The sequence below is a fragment of the Microbacterium mitrae genome (assembly GCF_008017445.1).
GTDB classification, from domain to species: Bacteria; Actinomycetota; Actinomycetes; order Actinomycetales; family Microbacteriaceae; genus Microbacterium; species Microbacterium mitrae.
In genome coordinates, this window is sequence record NZ_VRSW01000004.1 from 124,102 (window position 1) to 142,586 (window position 18,485).

Annotated in this window: 20 protein-coding genes and 2 tRNA genes; 8 read left to right on the forward strand and 14 right to left on the reverse strand. The window is 61.7% G+C overall.

Annotated features, from left to right (window positions below; all coding sequences use genetic code 11):
- Positions 1–5 precede the first annotated feature (5 nt).
- From FVP60_RS11155 to FVP60_RS11160, 3 genes are read right to left on the reverse strand one after another with little or no spacing between them, the layout of a single operon-like run.
- Positions 6–638, reverse strand: a complete 633-nt coding sequence (locus FVP60_RS11155; RefSeq protein WP_147826367.1) for an anthranilate synthase component II — start codon at positions 636–638, stop codon at positions 6–8.
- 9 nt (positions 639–647) lie between these two features.
- Entirely contained in the window at positions 648–806 is a 159-nt protein-coding gene (locus tag FVP60_RS13095) for a hypothetical protein (RefSeq protein ID WP_187240653.1), read from the reverse strand.
- Position 807: 1 nt separating this feature from the next.
- Positions 808–1,596: a class E sortase gene (locus FVP60_RS11160; protein ID WP_246132585.1), complete on the reverse strand. Its 789-nt coding sequence runs from the start codon at positions 1,594–1,596 to the stop codon at positions 808–810.
- Positions 1,597–1,651: 55 nt separating this feature from the next.
- Here FVP60_RS11160 and FVP60_RS11165 point away from each other — a divergent pair, with 55 nt between their 5' ends.
- Positions 1,652–1,885 (forward strand): cell division protein CrgA, encoded by a 234-nt coding sequence (locus FVP60_RS11165; RefSeq protein WP_147826368.1) that lies wholly within the window; start codon positions 1,652–1,654, stop codon positions 1,883–1,885.
- Between the two features lie 165 nt (positions 1,886–2,050).
- Here FVP60_RS11165 and FVP60_RS11170 read toward each other — a convergent pair whose 3' ends face one another.
- Positions 2,051–2,761, reverse strand: a complete 711-nt coding sequence (locus FVP60_RS11170) for a rhomboid family intramembrane serine protease (protein ID WP_246132586.1) — start codon at positions 2,759–2,761, stop codon at positions 2,051–2,053.
- Between the two features lie 155 nt (positions 2,762–2,916).
- The gene (locus FVP60_RS11175; protein WP_147826369.1) at positions 2,917–3,474 is read right to left on the reverse strand and encodes a peptidylprolyl isomerase; all 558 of its coding nucleotides are present in this window, start codon (positions 3,472–3,474) and stop codon (positions 2,917–2,919) included.
- Positions 3,475–3,588: 114 nt separating this feature from the next.
- On the opposite strand from FVP60_RS11175, the gene FVP60_RS11180 reads away from it, so the two are divergent.
- Both FVP60_RS11180 and FVP60_RS11185 read left to right on the forward strand, forming a co-directional pair.
- Entirely contained in the window at positions 3,589–4,107 is a 519-nt protein-coding gene (locus FVP60_RS11180) for a DNA helicase (RefSeq protein ID WP_147826370.1), read from the forward strand.
- Complete coding sequence (locus tag FVP60_RS11185) at positions 4,104–4,577, forward strand: aminoacyl-tRNA deacylase (protein ID WP_147826371.1); 474 nt, start codon at positions 4,104–4,106, stop codon at positions 4,575–4,577. The genes FVP60_RS11180 and FVP60_RS11185 overlap by 4 nt, the downstream gene beginning before the upstream one ends.
- Before the next feature lie 255 nt (positions 4,578–4,832).
- Here the strand turns inward: FVP60_RS11185 and FVP60_RS11190 are convergent, their stop codons facing one another.
- Positions 4,833–5,252: an NUDIX hydrolase gene (locus tag FVP60_RS11190; protein WP_147826372.1), complete on the reverse strand. Its 420-nt coding sequence runs from the start codon at positions 5,250–5,252 to the stop codon at positions 4,833–4,835.
- Between the two features lie 117 nt (positions 5,253–5,369).
- Positions 5,370–6,338 carry an LssY C-terminal domain-containing protein gene (locus tag FVP60_RS11195; protein WP_342779481.1) on the reverse strand — a complete coding sequence of 323 codons (969 nt, stop codon included), beginning with the start codon at positions 6,336–6,338 and terminating at the stop codon, positions 5,370–5,372.
- Between the two features lie 10 nt (positions 6,339–6,348).
- On the opposite strand from FVP60_RS11195, the gene FVP60_RS11200 reads away from it, so the two are divergent.
- The 3 genes from FVP60_RS11200 to FVP60_RS11210 all read left to right on the forward strand — a co-directional run bounded on the left by FVP60_RS11200 (position 6,349) and on the right by FVP60_RS11210 (position 9,744).
- A protein-coding gene (locus FVP60_RS11200; RefSeq protein WP_147826373.1) for an IS3 family transposase occupies positions 6,349–7,496 on the forward strand; the annotation gives its coding sequence in 2 pieces (ribosomal slippage) (positions 6,349–6,619 and positions 6,619–7,496; 1,149 coding nt in all).
- A gap of 1,152 nt (positions 7,497–8,648) precedes the next feature.
- Complete coding sequence (locus FVP60_RS11205) at positions 8,649–9,305, forward strand: hypothetical protein (protein ID WP_187240655.1); 657 nt, start codon at positions 8,649–8,651, stop codon at positions 9,303–9,305.
- A gap of 58 nt (positions 9,306–9,363) precedes the next feature.
- Complete coding sequence (locus tag FVP60_RS11210; RefSeq protein ID WP_222705930.1) at positions 9,364–9,744, forward strand: hypothetical protein; 381 nt, start codon at positions 9,364–9,366, stop codon at positions 9,742–9,744.
- A gap of 262 nt (positions 9,745–10,006) precedes the next feature.
- Here FVP60_RS11210 and FVP60_RS11215 read toward each other — a convergent pair whose 3' ends face one another.
- A complete protein-coding gene (locus FVP60_RS11215; protein ID WP_147826376.1) occupies positions 10,007–10,246 on the reverse strand; it encodes a hypothetical protein in 240 nt (79 codons plus the stop codon).
- Between the two features lie 136 nt (positions 10,247–10,382).
- On the opposite strand from FVP60_RS11215, the gene FVP60_RS11220 reads away from it, so the two are divergent.
- A protein-coding gene (locus FVP60_RS11220; RefSeq protein WP_147826373.1) for an IS3 family transposase occupies positions 10,383–11,530 on the forward strand; the annotation gives its coding sequence in 2 pieces (ribosomal slippage) (positions 10,383–10,653 and positions 10,653–11,530; 1,149 coding nt in all).
- A gap of 54 nt (positions 11,531–11,584) precedes the next feature.
- Here the strand turns inward: FVP60_RS11220 and FVP60_RS11225 are convergent.
- The 3 genes from FVP60_RS11225 to FVP60_RS11235 all read right to left on the reverse strand — a co-directional run bounded on the left by FVP60_RS11225 (position 11,585) and on the right by FVP60_RS11235 (position 12,975).
- On the reverse strand, positions 11,585–11,992 hold the full coding sequence (locus tag FVP60_RS11225; RefSeq protein ID WP_147826377.1) for an LssY C-terminal domain-containing protein: 408 nt from the start codon (positions 11,990–11,992) through the stop codon (positions 11,585–11,587).
- A 249-nt stretch (positions 11,993–12,241) separates the two neighbouring features.
- Positions 12,242–12,314 (reverse strand) — tRNA-Ala (locus FVP60_RS11230).
- Positions 12,315–12,898: 584 nt separating this feature from the next.
- A tRNA-Ile gene (locus tag FVP60_RS11235) sits at positions 12,899–12,975 on the reverse strand.
- Between the two features lie 151 nt (positions 12,976–13,126).
- Between FVP60_RS11235 and FVP60_RS11240 the strand changes: the two genes are divergently transcribed.
- On the forward strand, positions 13,127–13,837 hold the full coding sequence (locus tag FVP60_RS11240; protein ID WP_147826378.1) for a VIT1/CCC1 transporter family protein: 711 nt from the start codon (positions 13,127–13,129) through the stop codon (positions 13,835–13,837).
- Between the two features lie 111 nt (positions 13,838–13,948).
- On the opposite strand, the gene FVP60_RS11245 is transcribed toward FVP60_RS11240, so the two are convergent.
- From FVP60_RS11245 to gyrA, 3 genes are all read right to left on the reverse strand, one after another.
- Positions 13,949–15,382 (reverse strand): hypothetical protein, encoded by a 1,434-nt coding sequence (locus FVP60_RS11245; protein WP_147826379.1) that lies wholly within the window; start codon positions 15,380–15,382, stop codon positions 13,949–13,951.
- A gap of 128 nt (positions 15,383–15,510) precedes the next feature.
- Complete coding sequence (locus FVP60_RS11250) at positions 15,511–15,915, reverse strand: DUF3566 domain-containing protein (RefSeq protein WP_147826380.1); 405 nt, start codon at positions 15,913–15,915, stop codon at positions 15,511–15,513.
- Entirely contained in the window at positions 15,912–18,455 is a 2,544-nt protein-coding gene (gene gyrA, locus FVP60_RS11255; RefSeq protein WP_147826381.1) for a DNA gyrase subunit A, read from the reverse strand. Before gyrA ends, FVP60_RS11250 begins: the two co-directional genes overlap by 4 nt.
- Positions 18,456–18,485 lie beyond the last annotated feature (30 nt).

The following is an 18,485-nucleotide window of genomic DNA, read 5'->3' on the forward strand; positions in this document are numbered from 1 at the left end:
CCGTTCTACGCGCCGAGTGGCGAGAGAGTTGTGGCGCGCGCTGGCGCGCTGTGCAGGCCCGTTTCGTGAAGCCACGTCGCAAGCATGTCGTAGCCGTGCTCGGTGAGCACACTTTCGGGGTGAAACTGCACGCCGTGAATCGGCAGGGTACGGTGGCGCACCGCCATGATCACACCGGACTCAGTCTGGGCTGTGACCTCAAGCTCAGCCGGCAGGGTCGAGGGGTCAATGGCGAGCGAGTGGTACCGGCCGACGTTAAGCGGTGACGCGAGCCCGCTGAATACGCTCGTCGCCTCGTGAGTGATCGCCGACACCATGCCGTGCTTGAGCTCGGGCGCATGCGTCACGGTCGCACCAAAAGCGACGGCGATCGCCTGATGCCCCAGGCACACGCCAATGAGGGGTGTGCCTGTCTGTGCGCACGCGGCGACCACCGCGACCGACGCACCCGCATGTTCCGGCGTTCCGGGCCCCGGTGAAATCATCACGCCATCCCACCGCGTCACCTCTGCTGTCAGTGAGGCGGCCTCGAGCGCATCGGCCTCGACCAGCGTCACGTCGGCGCCGAGCTGACGAAGATACCCAATGAGGGTGAAGACGAAACTGTCGTGATTGTCGACAACGAGAATGCGCGTCACGCCGCTGCGCTATTCAACGGTGGTGTCTGGCGTCGGCAACAGCGTTGTCGAAACCCAGGGAAAGACAAAGTAGAACAGACCGTAAATGATCGCGGCGACCGCGATCAGCAGGATCAGAAGGCGGATCACCGCGGGCCCGGGAAGAGCGCGCCACAGAGCTGCGTACATATCAGAAACCCACCGCCACGGTCACAGGATCAAGGGATGCCGGCTCGCCAACGGATCGCGGCGTGAAGTACTCAAACTCGGCGTAGCCAATGGCTCGCTCATCCCACCCGTAGCGGGGCGAGCAGGTGGTCATCGTGAGGTACTGACCGATGCCGATGCGGCTCGCCTCGTGCGGAACGGGTGCCAGCACGTCTCCTGCCGTCGGCGCTACATATTCAAGGTTGCGGAAGCGGTAGGTGTACCAGCCGTCTGGCGTCTCCACCACCACCGCATCGCCCGCGCGCATGCCGGGCAAGTTCATGAATGCGCCGCCGTGGCTGCCGCGGTGACCGGCAACGGCAAAGTTGCCGACCTCGCCGGGCATTTGCGTTGCCGGGTAGTGACCGACAGCGCCGACGTTCAGGCTCTCCCAGGTCTGGACGCCGCCGTTGATGTCCCAAAAGTAGTTGTCGCCGAGGCGCGGAATGCGCAGCACCGCGAACGTCTCACCGGAGGCCGCGGGCGCCATCACCGGCGGCTCATAGTACGCCGGGGTTCCATCTTCTGGCTGCACCAGCTTGGGGGGCGCAATCGCGTCGTCGGGGAGGTCTGCCCATTCTTCAACGGTGGCGGCACCCGCCTGATTGCTCTGCGCGCCCTGAATCATGTCGCCGATCCACATTTGCCAGGCCACGAACATCAATACGACCACGCCAGCGGTGAGCATGATCTCGCCAAGCACACTCGTCACCGTGGCACGGCGGCGCGGTTTGCGTCGGCGTGCCCGTCGGTTCGGGTGGGGCTCACTCACACGCTGAGTGTACAAGACGTGGTTGTGGAGTGCTCGACTAGATAGGATGTGGCTTATGGCACGTGCTACCAAAAACGATGACGTCGATCCCGCTAACTACGATGCGGCGCCGAACCCGGTGTGGTTCAAGCCGGTGATGGTGGGCTTCTTGCTGCTCGGACTCATCTGGGTCATCGTCTTCTACCTCTCCAACTCAGCCTTCCCCATTCCCGGAATTGGCGGATGGAACATCGTGATTGGCTTCGGCATTGCGTTCATCGGTTTCTTGATGACCATGCGGTGGCGGTAGAAGTTCTCCACAGTTCTTGTTAACACCGGTGAATAACATCGGTGTAATTCATCCCCACCTGTGGATAACGTGTGGATGAATCTCGATCACAACGCAAAGAGGGCCAGCTCACGAGCTGACCCTCTTTGTTGTTCTCCGGCCTCCAAGAGCCGCGCGATGGTTCCGCTACCCGAGCGCGGCCAATACCCGAATCAGCGGGACGTACGCCAGCGCGACGAGCACCACGGTGAGGCCCGAGAGCCACAAGACTTGCGCCGTGCGCTGTGATCGCTGCCGAGTGTTGTAGTAAATCAAGCCAACGAGGGCGCCGGCAATGGCGCCACCGAGGTGCGCCTGCCAGGAAATTCCGCCGACCAAGAACCCGTAGGCGAAGTTGATGCCCAACACCACCAGCATGCCGGTGATGTCTGTGCCGAGGCGGCGCGCAATCACAATGAGTGCGCCCATGAGGCCGAAGATGGCACCCGACGCGCCTACCACCCAACCGGGGCTGAGCAGCGACACGGCCGCGTCACCTCCGATCGTGGCGATGAGATACAGCACCAAGAAGCGCGACGAACCAATCAATGGTTCCAAGCTCCGGCCAATGAGGTACAGCGCGAGCATGTTCAAGCCGACATGGAAGATCCCTGCGTGGGTGAGGGCCACGGTGAGCAAGCGCCAGGGCTCACTCAGCGCGAACGGGTTGTATGCCAGGGCGCCACTGACCGCGCGATTGGTGATCCAGTCGAAGAAGTACGCGACGACGGTGATCGCGATGATGCCGTATGTCACTGGTGTGCCGGAGCGCACCAGTGACATACCGGCAGAACCACCGCGCCAGCGGCGGTCGGCCTTCTTCTGCGCGGGAGTGCGGTCAGCCTTTTGTTGCTTCATGCACTCCGGGCACACCACGCCGACCGCAGCGGGCGTTTGGCACTCGTGGCAGATGGTGCGCAGGCAACGCTGGCACATCACGAAGCTCACCCGATCGGGGTGGCGGTAACAAAAGTTGTCGCTATTGCGCGAGAAGTCGGCCGCTGTCACGGCGCTTAGACGGCCTGAACGTCGATCGACGAAATAACGACGTCTTGCTTAGGACGGTCGTTGGCACCGGTCGGAACCACGGCAATCGCGTCGACGACGGCGCGCGAAGCCTCGTCAGCAACCTCACCAAAGATGGTGTGCTTGCCGGTGAGCCACGGCGTCGGGTCGGTGGTGATGAAGAACTGCGAGCCGTTGGTGCCCTCCATGGCGCCGGTGATGGCGTTGCGGCGAAGACCTGCGTTTGCCATGGCAAGCAGGTAGGGGTTTGCGAACGTGAGCTCAGGGTGAATCTCATCGTTGAAGTTGTAGCCGGGGCCACCGATGCCCTGACCGAGGGGGTCGCCACCCTGAATCATGAAGTTCGGGATGATGCGGTGGAAGATGACGTCCTTGTAGAGGGCGCCCTCACCGGGCTGGCCGGTGCGGGGGTCGGTCCAGTCTTTGGAGCCGTCAGCCAGTCCAACAAAGTTGGCTACGGTCTTGGGGGCGTGGTCGCCGAAAAGATTGACCACGATGTCGCCGTGGTTGGTGTGAATTGTCGCTACTGCGCTGTGAAGAGCCATGGTGTAATTCTCGCAGAGTTCGCTGAGAAGTCGGCAGTGACCGGCAATCTCTTGCGCTGTCAAGGGGGCAACGTGACAAGATGGACTCGAACTCACAGGTAGGGAGGGCTTCGCGTGAACATCACTCGAAAGCGCAAGAAAGAACTGAAGAAGCTTCAGCAGTCAGCCAACCAGTTGTGGGCTTCGCAGCAGGTACTGCTCGGGGACGCAGCAAATGTTGCTCGTGAGGCTGGTCGCCAGCTCGGCAAGTACGGCCGCGAGCAGGTTGTACCGACCGTGCAACACGAGTATGAAGAGCGCGTGGCGCCATACGTGAACCGCGGCGTCAACGCCTCAAAGTCGTTCCTCGACAAGCGCGTTGTTCCCGTTGTTGGCGGCGTTGTTGGCACGGCGATTTCCGCATGGGACGCGGCGAAGACCACGCGTGAACGCGTCGCCCACGGCGGCCCCGTCTTCACGCTCGCCTCGGCACCCGCCCCGGCACCGAAGAAGGGCACGAGCGCTGGCAGCGTTATCGCGATCATCCTCGGCGTTGGTGCCGCCATCGGCGTGCTGTACGCCGCATGGCAGACGCTGCGCGCTGACGACGAGCTCTGGGTCGCAGATGACCCGCTGGCAGCTCCTGAGGCGTGACCAACCCTACTGACCGTGTCATTGAGGCCGCGCGCGAGCGCGGTCTCAATGTTCATGTGCAAGAACGGCTGGTCGCAAACAGCCTGGCGGAGGCGGCCGAGATTCTCGGCCTGACCCCGGCCGACATCATCAAGACGCTCGTCGTCAAGCGGTCAGACGACACATACCTGTTCGCCCTCATTCCCGGCGACAAGGCGATTTCCTGGCCGAAGCTTCGCGCCCTCGTTGGTGTGAACAAGTTGCAGTTGCCCGACGCTGCCGCGGCGCTTGCCGCCACGGGCTATGAGCGCGGAACCATTGTTCCGATCGGCTCCAGCACCGCGTGGCCAATCTATGCCGACGAGTCGATCGTCGGCCGCCGTATTGGCCTCGGCGCCGGCGCGCACGGCTACAGCCTCTTCGTCGAGGCAGACGACCTCATCGCCGCCTACGACGCGATCGTTGCGGACATCTCCAAGCCCATCGAGTAGGTTCTGGGGGCGGGCTTTGGCCTGACTTGTTGTTCGCCTTGTTCTGGGCTTTTGGGGCGGGTTCGGGGTTTTACCCTTCGCTGGTTCCGTCGTTCTTGGTTCCGTCGTGCCGGCGCGCGCAACGTTATGCATCAAGCCTTGGTGCCAGAGTGGCGGGTGGGGCGCATGAGCACCAAAACCTGCCTTTCGTGATGCATAACGTTGCGGCTCGGCGAATACCCCGGCCTAAGTTGCCGGGCCGAAGTTCCAGGGCAGCTAGCGCCAGAGGCCGGCGACTCGCAGCGCGTATTCGACGAGACTGACGCGCTGGGACGGAATGTTGTCGAGATCGAACCACTCGGCGCGGTCGCTGGAACCATCGACTTCGTTGGTGAGGGTGCCGCCGGTGATCGTGGCGCGGTACACGATGCGCAGTGCCTGCATGGGCACGTCTGCGCCCTCGCTGATGCGGCGCGATGCCGGAATGACGGCGGAGTCAACGCCAAGGAGTTCGTCGATCACGACGTCGTAGCCGGTCTCTTCGCGCACCTCGCGCACGGCCGTCTCGAGCGGGTGCTCGCCCGGATCCATGCCGCCGCCAGGCATTGACCACGCCGGGCCGCCCGTCCAATGGCTCAACAGCACTCGGCCAAGGTCATCTTGAATGACGGCATACGCCGCAACGCGTAGATCCATTCGTACAGCCTAGAACCTTGGGTGTTTCTTCTGCGCGGCAATCTTCTCCCTGGCAGCGTGGTTCCGCTCTCTGCGGCAGCGTGGTTGCGGTCTCTGCGGCAGCGTGGTTGCGCCGATTCAGGCGGGAACCGCGGCGGCGCCACTCTCTTCGTCTTCGGCGCGGCTGCGCACCCAGCGTGCGGTGGATTCGGTGGCGAAGGCGATGAGGGCGATGCACTGCAGGGTGGCGGAGAGGAGGGTCCAGTCGAGTTTGAGCGCGGAGACGCCGTAGAGATAGTTAAGTGCCGAGGTGAGAATCGACAGCGATAGCAGGGTCATCAGCACGACGCGGGCGCGGCGGCCGCGGCGCAAGAATGCGCGCACGAACAGCAGTTCGATGATGAGCAGCACGACGAAGAATCCGAGGATCACCAGGCGCGCTGTTTGCAGCAGAGCCTCGTCTTCGGCGGTGACGCCATCGACCTGCTCGGTGAAAAGCCCGACGGCGATCACGATGATGTCAAGGATCGATACCGCAATCGTGAGGAGTGCCGCCGCGATGGCCGACAGTGGGGCGCGGCGATACGCGTTGCGGGTGGACGCCGGCTCATCGTGTTGCGGCTCGGGCGGTGCGGCGACCACGTCGGAGACATTAACGATGGGCAACGCGCCGTCGGTGATGAAGCGGTCGCCGCCGCCATTGCGGGAGTGGTAACCGGTGGTGAAATTGGGCAGGCTGTTGACCACGACGCTGGTGTCGGCATCGATCATGGAGGAGACCACGAAATCGCGTTCGATATCGGTGTTCTCGTCGATGCGGTGCGTGACCTGCAGTGTGAACCAGGAGATTCCGACGGCGGTGTCGTAGGTTCCGGCTCCCAGCCAGTCGACCTCGGCGCCGCCGGGCAGCATCCACCCGGCCGGGGTGTGCCAGAACCGCACGTGGTGGCGCTGCTTGGGGTTGCCTGCGACCTCCTGCTGGTAGGCGACATCGTGGCGTCGGCCAAACAGCATGAGTGTTGACACGGGGGCGGTGGGATTGGGCTGACCCCATTTTCTAGGTCCACTCGTTATGTGAGTCCAGAGATCCGCGTACGCGGGGAGAATGGATCACACGATGAGCAACCAACGAAAGCGTCATACCCCGGAGCAGATCGTCCGGAAACTCGGGCAAGCCGACCGCCTGCTCGGGGAGGGCAATACCGTCGCCGATGCCTGCCGTGAGCTCGGAGTTACTGAGCAAACCTATTACCGGTGGCGGAACCAGTACGGCGGAATGAAAGCCGACGACGCGAAGCGCCTGAAGGAACTCGAGAAGCAGAACGCCACTTTGAAGCGTCTCCTCGCCGAGGCTGAACTTGAGAAGGCTGCGCTCAAGGAGCTTGCGGAGGGAAACTTCTAGGCCCGGGCAGGCGGCGCGCCGCGATCGCTCACCTGATTCGCACGCTGCAGATCAGTGAGCGTATGGCGTGCCGCCTGGCCCGGCTCTCCCGATCCGCATGGCGCAGACCGCTCAAGGGCGACACCCCCGCAGATCCCGATCGGGCGCTGCGAGACTGGCTCCGGAAGTTCGCGAAGAATCACCCACGATGGGGATACCGGCGCGCGTACCATGGCGCCCGTGCTGAGGGGTGGAACGTGAACCACAAGAAAGTCCAACGCCTCTGGCGTGAAGAAGGACTGCGAGTACCGCAGAAGCGCCGACGCAAACGCGTGGGCGCCTCAACCGTCACGGCGCCTGCTGCGGTCGCGCCAGGAGTGGTGTGGGCGGTCGATTTCCAGTCCGATGTTGACGAACGTGGGAAAGCGATCAAGATCTGTACCATCGTGGACGAGCACACCAGGGTGTGCCTGGGTGGCTTGGTCGAGCGGTCGATCACCGCCGAGCGATTCATCGAGCATCTCGAGGAACTCGTCACTGAACAGGGGGCACCGATGGTGCTGCGAAGTGACAACGGGCCGGAATTCATCTCCGACGCCGTCGCAGACTGGGCGGGCACAAGAACCGGGTTGTCATACATTCCGCCAGGTCAGCCCTGGCGAAACGGATACGTCGAGTCGTTCAACTCGAGGCTCCGCGACGAGTGCTTGAATATCAACAGCTTCTACTCGCTGCTTCATGCTCGGGTCGTGATCAGCGACTGGAAGCACGAGTACAACCACGAGCGACGGCATTCATCGCTCGGCTACCTGACCCCGTTGGAGTACGCTCGATCCTGCGCCCACACGTTAGAAGAAATCGACTCACATACTGAGCGGACCTAACAACGGGGGCGGCCCACGCGTAGCGCGCCACTCCCCCACCCGGGCCGGCAACGCCGACCCTTTCAGCTCAGGGCGCGCAGCGCACCGTAAACGAGCGGGGCAGGTGGCGATCAGGCCGCTTTCGGGATGTTTTCATGGCCGTATGCGGTGGCTGGAATCGGTTTCGTCAAGTGCGAGTGAGATGGGAAGCGCGCTGCATCCGAAGCGGGTTGGGCTATCAAATCAGACGCGTTAACCCTTGACTGGCTCATAAGAAACTCATAGGCTCATCGGCCAAGTAGCTGTTCTACGGAACCCAACTCAATGATGAGAGAGGTACTGACGAAATGCTGGACATAATTACAAACCTCCGAAATCGACGGGGCGGCTCTAGAAGTTCCCCCCTCAATGGCGCGGCAAAGACCGAGTGTGAGCCACCTATTTCAGCGCACGCTCGTCCCCCCGCGATCAGATCGACACTTCCCAAACGTCCGCGATTGCGACGACGGCTTGCCTTGTGTGGGGTCACATTGGCCTTGCTTTTCACGGGCTCGGTTGCCGCCTACGCAAGTGGAGCAGATGTCGGGACTATCGGAGATGGCTATACAACGTATCCCAATGCTTCTCCATACATTTCGTATGCGCATGTAACTCGGTGCATACCGCAGCTGGGGGTTCCTGGAGCTGCCTTTGTTGTGCGAGGTAAAGCGACCCTTGGAACCGATACTGCATACGGTGCCAAGGCAACTGCAGGCGACCCCGAAAGCCTCGTCACGATTCGAAAGGTAGGAAGTTACCACGGTTCTTGGTATTGCAAAAAACTGAGCTGATCCACACTGATTGAGGTCTCATGAAAAAGAAATCGAAGACTCGCGCGCTCTCAGTGGTCTCGCTGATCGTTGCCCTAACAGCTCTATCATTTCCGACCGTGACATACGCTTCGGGGGCGGACGTAGGCACAGTTGGACAGGGGAGCACCTACTTCCCAACTGCCTCCCCGTACATCTCCTACGCCCACGTCACGCAATGCAACACTGACTGGGGACCGAAGCAGGCGTATACCTACCGAGGAAAAGTAAGCATCGGATCAACCATCGCTTTCGGCCCCACGAATGCATACGGCGATGGCGACAGTCTTGTTACGTTGCGTCGAGTCGCGGCCTTACAAGGATCGTGGTTCTGCCAAAAACTCTCATAGCGAAGAACGGAACGAACATGAAAACAAACAAAATTGCTATCGCGGCAGTGTCTCTTCTTCTTGCCTCTGCATCGGTTCTAACTGCGGCAGGAATCTCGCAGGCCGCTACCATTCAATCGCATCCTTCACAAGCCTTCGCGGAACGAATCGAAACCTTGCTCGAGCTGCCCGGTTTGTCTGAACGTGAGGTCTCAGTACTCTCGGAAGCAGCAAAAACCGGCGAGATCTCGATCGAAGCCTATGAAGCAACCCATGCTGAATATGCTCGCTGTGTGAGCGACCTCGGGTTCAAACCTGAGTTCCGCAAGGCGGATAAGGGGTTCTACGTGGAACTTCCGTACCGCGACGTAGTAGATCCTGAGGGCCTCGACAAGGCGGTCATCAGTTGCTCGCAAGACAGTGACGCAATTTATTCACTGTTCACTACTCAACAGATGAACCCAACGATGGAAGTGGATGCCCGCATTGTGGCTATTCAGTGTTTGAGCGAGATCGGTTCCGTACCCGAGGGATACTCCCCCGACCAATTCTGGTCGGACTACAAAGCAATGGAATTCCCATTCCCCCAGTACGAAGCACGCAATAATGACTGTATGTACGGTGCTGGATTTGCAGCGTTCGATCTTGGATAGGAACACCTGCACCATTCCCGCTGAGTGAGTTGACTAGGCCACGAAACGGAGACACATGATGGTTGAAAAAGAACAAGAGGTCGAAGTAATTTCTTCCGCTAGGCGCAACGATTCTGGCGACCGCAGCTGGGGCAAAATAGCCCTCGTTCTTGCCAGTATCGCGATTGCGGTCGAGTTCTTCAGACAAACCTTCGTCCGACAATGGATCCGCGACCTAATCGAGAAGAACCGCTATGACGAGGCCGCGCTAGCGGTCAGCATGTCGTCGTGGATCGCAATCGCGCTCTTCGTCATAGCTCTCATCGCCAGCGTGATCGCGATGCGCAGGGAACCGTCATCACTCTCAAAGAGCAATGTCGCGTTGGCGATGACCTCTGTCGGGGTTTGCTTCATGCTATTGGAAATGTTCGTCAAGCCCTTCATCAACGTGTACCTCTGAGGTGATGGGGTGCGGCGATATGATCGCCGCACCCGCTACAGGCGCCATTCACTGGACACAAGCGGAGGCTGGTATCGAAGGCGATGCCAGCCTCCGCTTTGCTGTCGTTGCTTTCCCAAGCAGCTCCCCTTGCACACGATTTTGTCGCGTCAATTCGTGTAGTCGGTTCCGCTGCCAGAGGAGGGAACAGCGGAACCGGCTGCGCGCGTCGTGCAGCGGATTCGTTGTGAGCACCCGCCCGGTTGGGCGGGTGCCCTGGTTGTTATTCGGTGGGCTCGATCATGGCGGCGATCTTCTCGACGTCGCTGAGGGTGTATCCCCATTCGCTGATTGCTGTCAGGTATGTCGCGAATGCGGGGCTGGGGTATCGCCAGGTTTCGTGACTGGTCTTGTCCTCGACGGCTCCGAGGATCATTGCGAGGGTGACGTGCTGAGCCTTCGTCGGGTGGCCAGCGAGATACTGTGCGACGGCCGCGCGGCCGCGCCCTTCGATGCCAAGCATGGTGCGGGTGGTCTCTCCTCCTATTTGTTTGCCCCTTCCGATCGGGGCGATAGCAAAGGTGGGCTGACCCCATTTTCTAGGTCCACTCGTTATGTGAGTCCAGAGATCCGCGTACGCGGGGAGAATGGATCACACGATGAGCAACCAACGAAAGCGTCATACCCCGGAGCAGATCGTCCGGAAACTCGGGCAAGCCGACCGCCTGCTCGGGGAGGGCAATACCGTCGCCGATGCCTGCCGTGAGCTCGGAGTTACTGAGCAAACCTATTACCGGTGGCGGAACCAGTACGGCGGAATGAAAGCCGACGACGCGAAGCGCCTGAAGGAACTCGAGAAGCAGAACGCCACTTTGAAGCGTCTCCTCGCCGAGGCTGAACTTGAGAAGGCTGCGCTCAAGGAGCTTGCGGAGGGAAACTTCTAGGCCCGGGCAGGCGGCGCGCCGCGATCGCTCACCTGATTCGCACGCTGCAGATCAGTGAGCGTATGGCGTGCCGCCTGGCCCGGCTCTCCCGATCCGCATGGCGCAGACCGCTCAAGGGCGACACCCCCGCAGATCCCGATCGGGCGCTGCGAGACTGGCTCCGGAAGTTCGCGAAGAATCACCCACGATGGGGATACCGGCGCGCGTACCATGGCGCCCGTGCTGAGGGGTGGAACGTGAACCACAAGAAAGTCCAACGCCTCTGGCGTGAAGAAGGACTGCGAGTACCGCAGAAGCGCCGACGCAAACGCGTGGGCGCCTCAACCGTCACGGCGCCTGCTGCGGTCGCGCCAGGAGTGGTGTGGGCGGTCGATTTCCAGTCCGATGTTGACGAACGTGGGAAAGCGATCAAGATCTGTACCATCGTGGACGAGCACACCAGGGTGTGCCTGGGTGGCTTGGTCGAGCGGTCGATCACCGCCGAGCGATTCATCGAGCATCTCGAGGAACTCGTCACTGAACAGGGGGCACCGATGGTGCTGCGAAGTGACAACGGGCCGGAATTCATCTCCGACGCCGTCGCAGACTGGGCGGGCACAAGAACCGGGTTGTCATACATTCCGCCAGGTCAGCCCTGGCGAAACGGATACGTCGAGTCGTTCAACTCGAGGCTCCGCGACGAGTGCTTGAATATCAACAGCTTCTACTCGCTGCTTCATGCTCGGGTCGTGATCAGCGACTGGAAGCACGAGTACAACCACGAGCGACGGCATTCATCGCTCGGCTACCTGACCCCGTTGGAGTACGCTCGATCCTGCGCCCACACGTTAGAAGAAATCGACTCACATACTGAGCGGACCTAACAACGGGGGCGGCCCAGGATAGCTTCGCCCGGTGAGGGTGGAGGCGATGATGAGTCAGGTGGAGCGTGCCGTAATTTCCTCCGCTCGGTGCCACCCCGCCTTCGTCATGACCTCATCAAGCTGCTCGAAGGTTCCGTCGACCGCCATGTTTACGGGGTCGCCGAGCAGGCCGTCGGGTGTGCGCGTGCGGCCGAAGAAGTAGTCGGGAACGTAGAGGTCAGACAACATCTTGTGCAGGCGCGGCAGGGCGAGGTACGCGAGGATGCCCCAGACCGGAACGAAGAGCAGCAGCGACCACGGCGTGCGAAAGCCCTGCATCGCAACGATGACCGACAGCCAGATGGCCGCCGCGGTGGCGACGAGGAAGAAGACGCGGTCAACGATCGTCGAAGTCGGTAGTGGCTGCTGCATTTGCAGGGCAAAGCGCCGGTGGTTGGCTGCGTCGTCGCGCGTGCTGGTCATCGCTCGTCTCCCCTCCCCGCCCGCGGCGGTGACGTAGCGACTAGTCTGGCGGCTCGCGCGCTCAGCGTCTAGCGTTGCCGACGGTCTGTTGCGGGGCGTGTCGGAGATCTTGGTGCGCACCTTGTTACTGGCGTGCCGACCTTGCGGCGCAGCGCATGGTTCCGCCGCCGCAGCGCGTGGTTCCGCCGCCGCATCGCTGGCAAATAGGCCGGAAAAGCAAAAAACCCGGAGTGGAGTCCGGGTTTTTCGTGGAGCCTAGGAGATTCGAACTCCTGACATCCTGCTTGCAAAGCAGGCACTCTACCAACTGAGTTAAGGCCCCGTGTTTTGTTGTCATTCCGGTGATTTCTCAACCGGACTCAATTACTTTATCCGCGGGGTTGAGAATGCGCAAATCGGCGCCGGTGCGGGAGTGTCGATGGGGTGTGGACGGATGCGGGAGCTCGTCGATGGTGCGTAGGCGGGGTGCGGGCATGTCGATGGTACGGCGTTCATCACAGCCGTTATGCACGACGCTCGCCGGTCGCGCCGTGGTTGTGCAGGAAAATCGCGCGATGCAAACCGAAAAGTCGCGGCAAAACGGGGTGGTGTTGGAGAAATTTCCTGCACAACCGAGAATCACGCCGGAACGACCGTGCAGAACGGTTGCGGCAATGGGGGCGGAACCACGGTGCAGGCCAGGCGACATGGAGCGGAACCATGGGGTGCGGAACCATGGTGTGCGGAACCACGGGGCGGACCCACGGGGTGGAACCCCGGGCGGCAGCGACGCAAGGACCCCCCGGGCGCGTCCCCAAAGCCGATCCCGCCGCACCGAACGCCACCGTCGGGCCTATAAGCCAGCCCCGCGCCGCCACAGGCGCCGGGGGAACGCAAAAGGCCAAGTAATTTCTTACTTGGCCTCGTTGGTGGGGCTACCAGGACTTGAACCTGGGACCTCTTCATTATCAGTGAAGCGCTCTAACCACCTGAGCTATAGCCCCGTCTCGAACTACGTTCGCAACCTCATCGAGATTACCCGATCCTGGCGAGTTTCGCGAATCGAGCGCGGGGTCAGATGAAATTCGTCCGATCACGTCGGCGATTCTCGCGCCACGGCTACCGACGCCTGAACTGTGAGGCCACAATGGTGGCATGACGACACATTCCGGTGAGGCGCACGACGACAAGATCAGCGCCCGGCTCAACAGTCTGCGCGCCGGGGTTCTCGGCGCCAATGACGGCATCATTTCGGTCGCCTCGTTGGTGGTCGGTGTCGCCGGCGCGACGACCGATTCTGCGGCGTTGCTCACCGCGGGTGTTGCGGGGCTGGTTGGTGGCGCCATCTCGATGGCGCTTGGCGAATACGTCTCGGTCAGCAGCCAGCGCGACAGCGAGCGCGCGCTGATCGCGAAGGAGAAGCACGAACTAGAGACGATGCCGGAGGCCGAGCTTGAAGAGCTCACCGAGATGTATCGAAGCCGTGGTCTCTCCCCCGAAACCGCACGTACGGTTGCGGCCGAACTCACCGCGCACGACGCGTTGGCCGCACACCTTGAGGTCGAACTGCACATCGACCAAGAAGACCTCGTGAGCCCGTGGCAAGCGGCGCTCTCCTCCGCCCTGGCGTTCACGATTGGTGCGCTGTTGCCACTTCTCGCGATTCTGCTGCCGCCGGCGGAGATGCGCGTTCCCATCACCTTCGCTACGGTGCTGCTCGCCCTGGCGCTGACCGGTTGGATTTCAGCCAAGATCGGCAAGAGTGCACCGGGCGTCGCCATGGTGCGCCTCGTGGTCGGCGGACTCTTGGCTCTCGCCGCAACCTGGGGTATCGGCACGCTGCTCGGAACCACGGGCATCGTGTAGACACGGGCATCGTTTAGAAGAAGCCCCGATTTAGTAGGCGCCGCGGGCGAAAGAGCCCGGAAACGCAGAACGGCCGCGACATCATGTCGCGGCCGTTCTGTTTGCTTGACGTTACTGCCAGCTCACGACGATCTCGTCGCCAGAGATGTCGGCAACGGCGTTCTTGGTTCCGCCGAAGGCCCAAATCTCGCACGCGCCGGTCTGACCCGACGTGTCGGTGCAGGTGCCGGTGTACTCCGGGTAGAACGAGGTCCAGGTCGTGACCAGCATCGGGTTGTCCCAGTCAAACTCGAGGTCCATTGAGTCGACCTGCGCCCACTCGCTGTCGTCGAGCACGCGCGTGACGCTACCCTCGGCGACGGTCTCGCCGCCGCTCAGGGTTGCCGGCACATCCATGCCACACGTGGTCACCAGCGTCTTTTCGGCGATGCACGATTCGAGTGCGCTGCGAATCGCGGCGCGAACCTCAGCGTCGGCCTCATCGGTCAGCACAAACTCGGTGTCGTACAGGCTCGTCGAGTAGTCATAAGGAATGAAGCTCGTCGTGCCGTCAAGGATGATGCGGTCGTTGCTGCTGGTGAATTCGTACAGAATCGGGAACGCCGTCTCGTCGGTCGTCTTCAGCTCAACCTTTTGGCCGTTCACCAGTGGCTGCAGCTTGATCAGCTCGTCGGTGACGTAGAGCGAACCGAGGTTGTACTCGTCGATCTTGTAGTTCTTGCCCGACTTGCTGACCGAGAAGTCCATCGAGACCTCTTCATCGCCCACCATGAAGGTTCCGGTGATGTCGTAGTCGCTCGTGCCCTCAACCTCGATGTCGGTGATGGGTGCGGCCTTGATCGAGGCCTTGACGACCTTCTCGTTGCCGAACGCGCCCTCAATCTTCTTGCTGAGGTACTTGTTTGCCGTGGCGACATCACCCTCGGCGAGTGCCTCAAGGAAGGCCTGCACAGCGCCCGGCGCGGAGTCCGCCTTCGGCTTTGTGTCGGTGTCGGTATCGGTATCCGTATCGGTGTCTGTGTCTTTATCACCGTCGGTGGTCGTGGTGTCTTTATCGCTCTTGGCGGCAAACGGGCCGGCCGTGAACGCCCATACCGCGCCGGCCGCGAGCGCGAGCGCAACGACAACCGCAACGATGATCCAGATCAGCTTCTTCTTGTCTGAGCTGCCACCAGACGGCGCACCACCAGCGGGGCCCGTGCCATACGGGGGCAAGCCGTTGCCGCCGAAACCGCCGGGGTTCTGACCGCCGTAGCCCGGGGCTCCGGGTGCGGCACCATAGGGCGCCTGACCGGGTGCGCCACCATAGGGCGGCTGGGGCGGTGGGCCGCCAAACGGCTGCTGCGGCGCGCTACCAAATGCGGGTTGCTGCGGCGCGCCGCCAAAGGGTGGCTGGCCGGAACCTGCGGGCGGCGCCGGCGGAATGACCTGCGTCGGTGCGGTGGTCGGAACCTGTGGCGCAGCGGGAGCGGGCGGCACCGGCACGGTTGGCTGGTTGTCTTGCCATCCCTGTGGCGGCTGCGGCGGGAGGTTGGAGTCTGACATGTGTCCCCCTAGGACAATTGCGAGAAGTAGCACCAGCTTACTTCTTCGCCTGTGAACGCACCGAAAATGAGTGAGGCCCTGGGATATCCCAGGGCCTCACTCAGCTGTTTTTGAGTCGCAGTAAATGACTAGTTGGAGCTGAATCCGATCAGCAGTCCGCCGGTGACCTTGACGGCCATGTTGTAGAGGCCGGCGATAACGGCACCCATCACGGTCGTGACAATCAGGTTCAAGATGGCGATAACGGCGGCAGCCGCCATGACGCGAGGCAGCGTCAAGAACTCGGCGATTTTCAGCTCGCCATCGGAGATGGTGACGACAAGCTCGTCAACGTCAGCGATCATGTTCGTTGCGTTCAAGACCGTGTAGATCATGAAGAACGCAACCAGCGTGACGATTGCGATCGCGATGCCCGCCAGGAATGACAGCTTTACCGCCGACCAGAAGTCAAGGTAGACCACGCGCAGGCGAACCTGCTTTGACGTTGTCTTACGGCTCGACTTCTTGGCGAGCTTGTCAGCTACGGTGCTCATGCTTGAGTGCTCTCCTCCGGGTTTTCGGTCGAGTCGGTGGTCGACTCATCGGTCTCGTCACCGAGGCCCCGTTCGCTGTTTCGAGCGATCGCAAGGATGCGGTCGTCGTCAGCGGCGCGGGTAAACACAACACCCATGGTGTCGCGGCCCTTAGCGGGCACCTCAGCCACGGCAGAGCGTACCACCTTGCCGCTGGCAAGAACCACCAAGACCTCGTCGTCTTCAGCGACGATCAAACCGCCCGCAAGAACACCACGATCTTCGGTGATCTTGGCCACCTTGATGCCAAGACCGCCACGGCCCTGAACACGGTATTCCGACACCGCGGTGCGCTTGGCGTAGCCGCCCTCGGTGACAACGAAGACGAAGCTGTCGTCTTGCACCACCGATGCTGACAGCAGCGAGTCGCCATCACGGAACTTCATTCCGCGCACACCTTCGGTGGCGCGGCCCATGGGGCGAAGTGTCTCGTCAGACGCGGTGAAGCGCACCGACATGCCGTGGCTGGAGATCAGGATGAGGTCGTCATCGCTGTTGACCAGGAGTGCGCCAATAAGTTCGTCGTGCTCGCGCAGACGAATCGCGATGATGCCGCCCTGGCGGTTGGTGTCGTAGTCAACGAGGCGCGTCTTCTTGACCGTTCCTTCGCGGGTTGCCAGCACCAGGTACTCGGCGGCCGCGTAGTCCTTAAGGTCGAGAATCTGCGCGACCTGCTCGTCGGGCTGCAGGGCCAACAGGTTGGCAACGTGCTGACCCTTGGCGTCGCGACCGGCCTCGGGAATTTCGTACGTCTTGATGCGGTAAACGCGACCCTTGGTGGTGAAGAACAACAGCCAGTGGTGCGTTGTCGTCACGAAGAAGTGCTCGACCAGGTCGTCGGCGCGCAGCTGCGCACCCTTCACGCCCTTGCCGCCGCGGTGCTGCTGACGGTAGTTGTCGCTGCGCGTGCGCTTGACGTAACCCTCACGCGTAACCGTGACAACCATCTCTTCTTCGGGGATGAGATCTTCCATCGACATGTCACCGTCGAAGCCGTGCAGAATGTGCGTGCGACGGTCATCACCAAACTTGTCGACAATGCCGGTGAGCTCTTCGGCAATGATGGTGCGCTGGCGCTCTGGCGAGCCGATGATGTCTTTGTAGTCGGCGATGCGAAGCTCAAGCTCGGCAGCCTCATCAATGATCTTCTGGCGTTCCATCGCCGCGAGGCGACGCAACTGCATCGACAGGATGGCATCTGCCTGCTCGAAGTCAATGTCAAGCAACGCCTGCAGACCCTCGTTGGCAGCCTGCGTTGTCGCCGAGCGACGAATCAACGCGATGACCTCGTCGAGCGCATCGAGCGCCTTAAGGAAGGCAGCCAGAATGTGCATGCGCGCTTCTGCCTTCGCGAGGCGGAACTGCGTGCGACGAACAATCACCTCAACCTGGTGAGCGACCCACAGCGAAATGAACTGGTCAAGCGTCAGCGTGCGCGGCACACCGTCGACGATGGCCAGCATGTTCGCGCCGAAGTTCTCTTGCAGCGAGGTGTGCTTGTAGAGATTGTTGAGCACAACCTTGGCCACGGCGTCACGCTTGAGCACGACGACGAGGCGCTGACCGGTACGGTCACTGGTCTCGTCGCGAATGTCGGCGATGCCGGTGACCTTGCCCTCGCGAGCGAGGTCACCAATCTTTACCGCGAGGTTATCGGGGTTGACCTGGTACGGCAGCTCGGTGATAACCAGGCACGTGCGCCCCTGGATCTCTTCGATGTTGACGACGGCGCGCATCGTGATCGACCCGCGACCGGTGCGATACGCATCGCGGATGCCCTTGGTTCCGAGGATCTGCGCGCCCGTCGGAAAATCTGGCCCGTGCACACGCTGCAGCAGTGCTTCCAGCAGCTCTTCGCGCGAGGCGTCGGGGTTTTCCAGTGCCCACAGCGCACCTTCTGCGACTTCGCGCAGGTTGTGTGGCGGAATGTTGGTCGCCATGCCGACGGCAATGCCGACGGAACCATTGACCAGCAGGTTGGGAAAGCGCGCGGGCAGAACGGTGGGCTCTTGCGTCTCACCGTCGTAGTTCTCCTGGAAGTCGACGGTGTCTTCTTCGATGTCGCGCACCATTTCCAGCGCGAGCGGAGCCATCTTCGTTTCGGTGTATCGGGGAGCAGCAGCCCCCATGTTTCCGGGCGAACCGAAGTTTCCTTGGCCGAGCGCCAACGGGTAGCGTAGCGACCACGGCTGCACGAGGCGCACCAGGGCGTCGTAGATCGCGGTGTCGCCGTGCGGGTGGTACTGACCCATCACCTCGCCGACAACACGGGCGCACTTGGAGAACTTCTTGTCGGGGCGGAAGCCACCGTCGTACATCGCGTAAATCACGCGGCGGTGCACGGGCTTGAGGCCATCGCGCACGTCGGGCAGCGCACGGCCGATGATGACGGCCATGGCGTAGTCGAGGTACGAACGCTGCATCTCCAGCTGGAGATCGACCTGGTCAATCTTGCCGTGGTCGTGAGTGGGGGTCTGATCCGGACGGTCTTCGTCAGTCATATCGATGTCGTTTCTTGTTCTTCAGTCTCG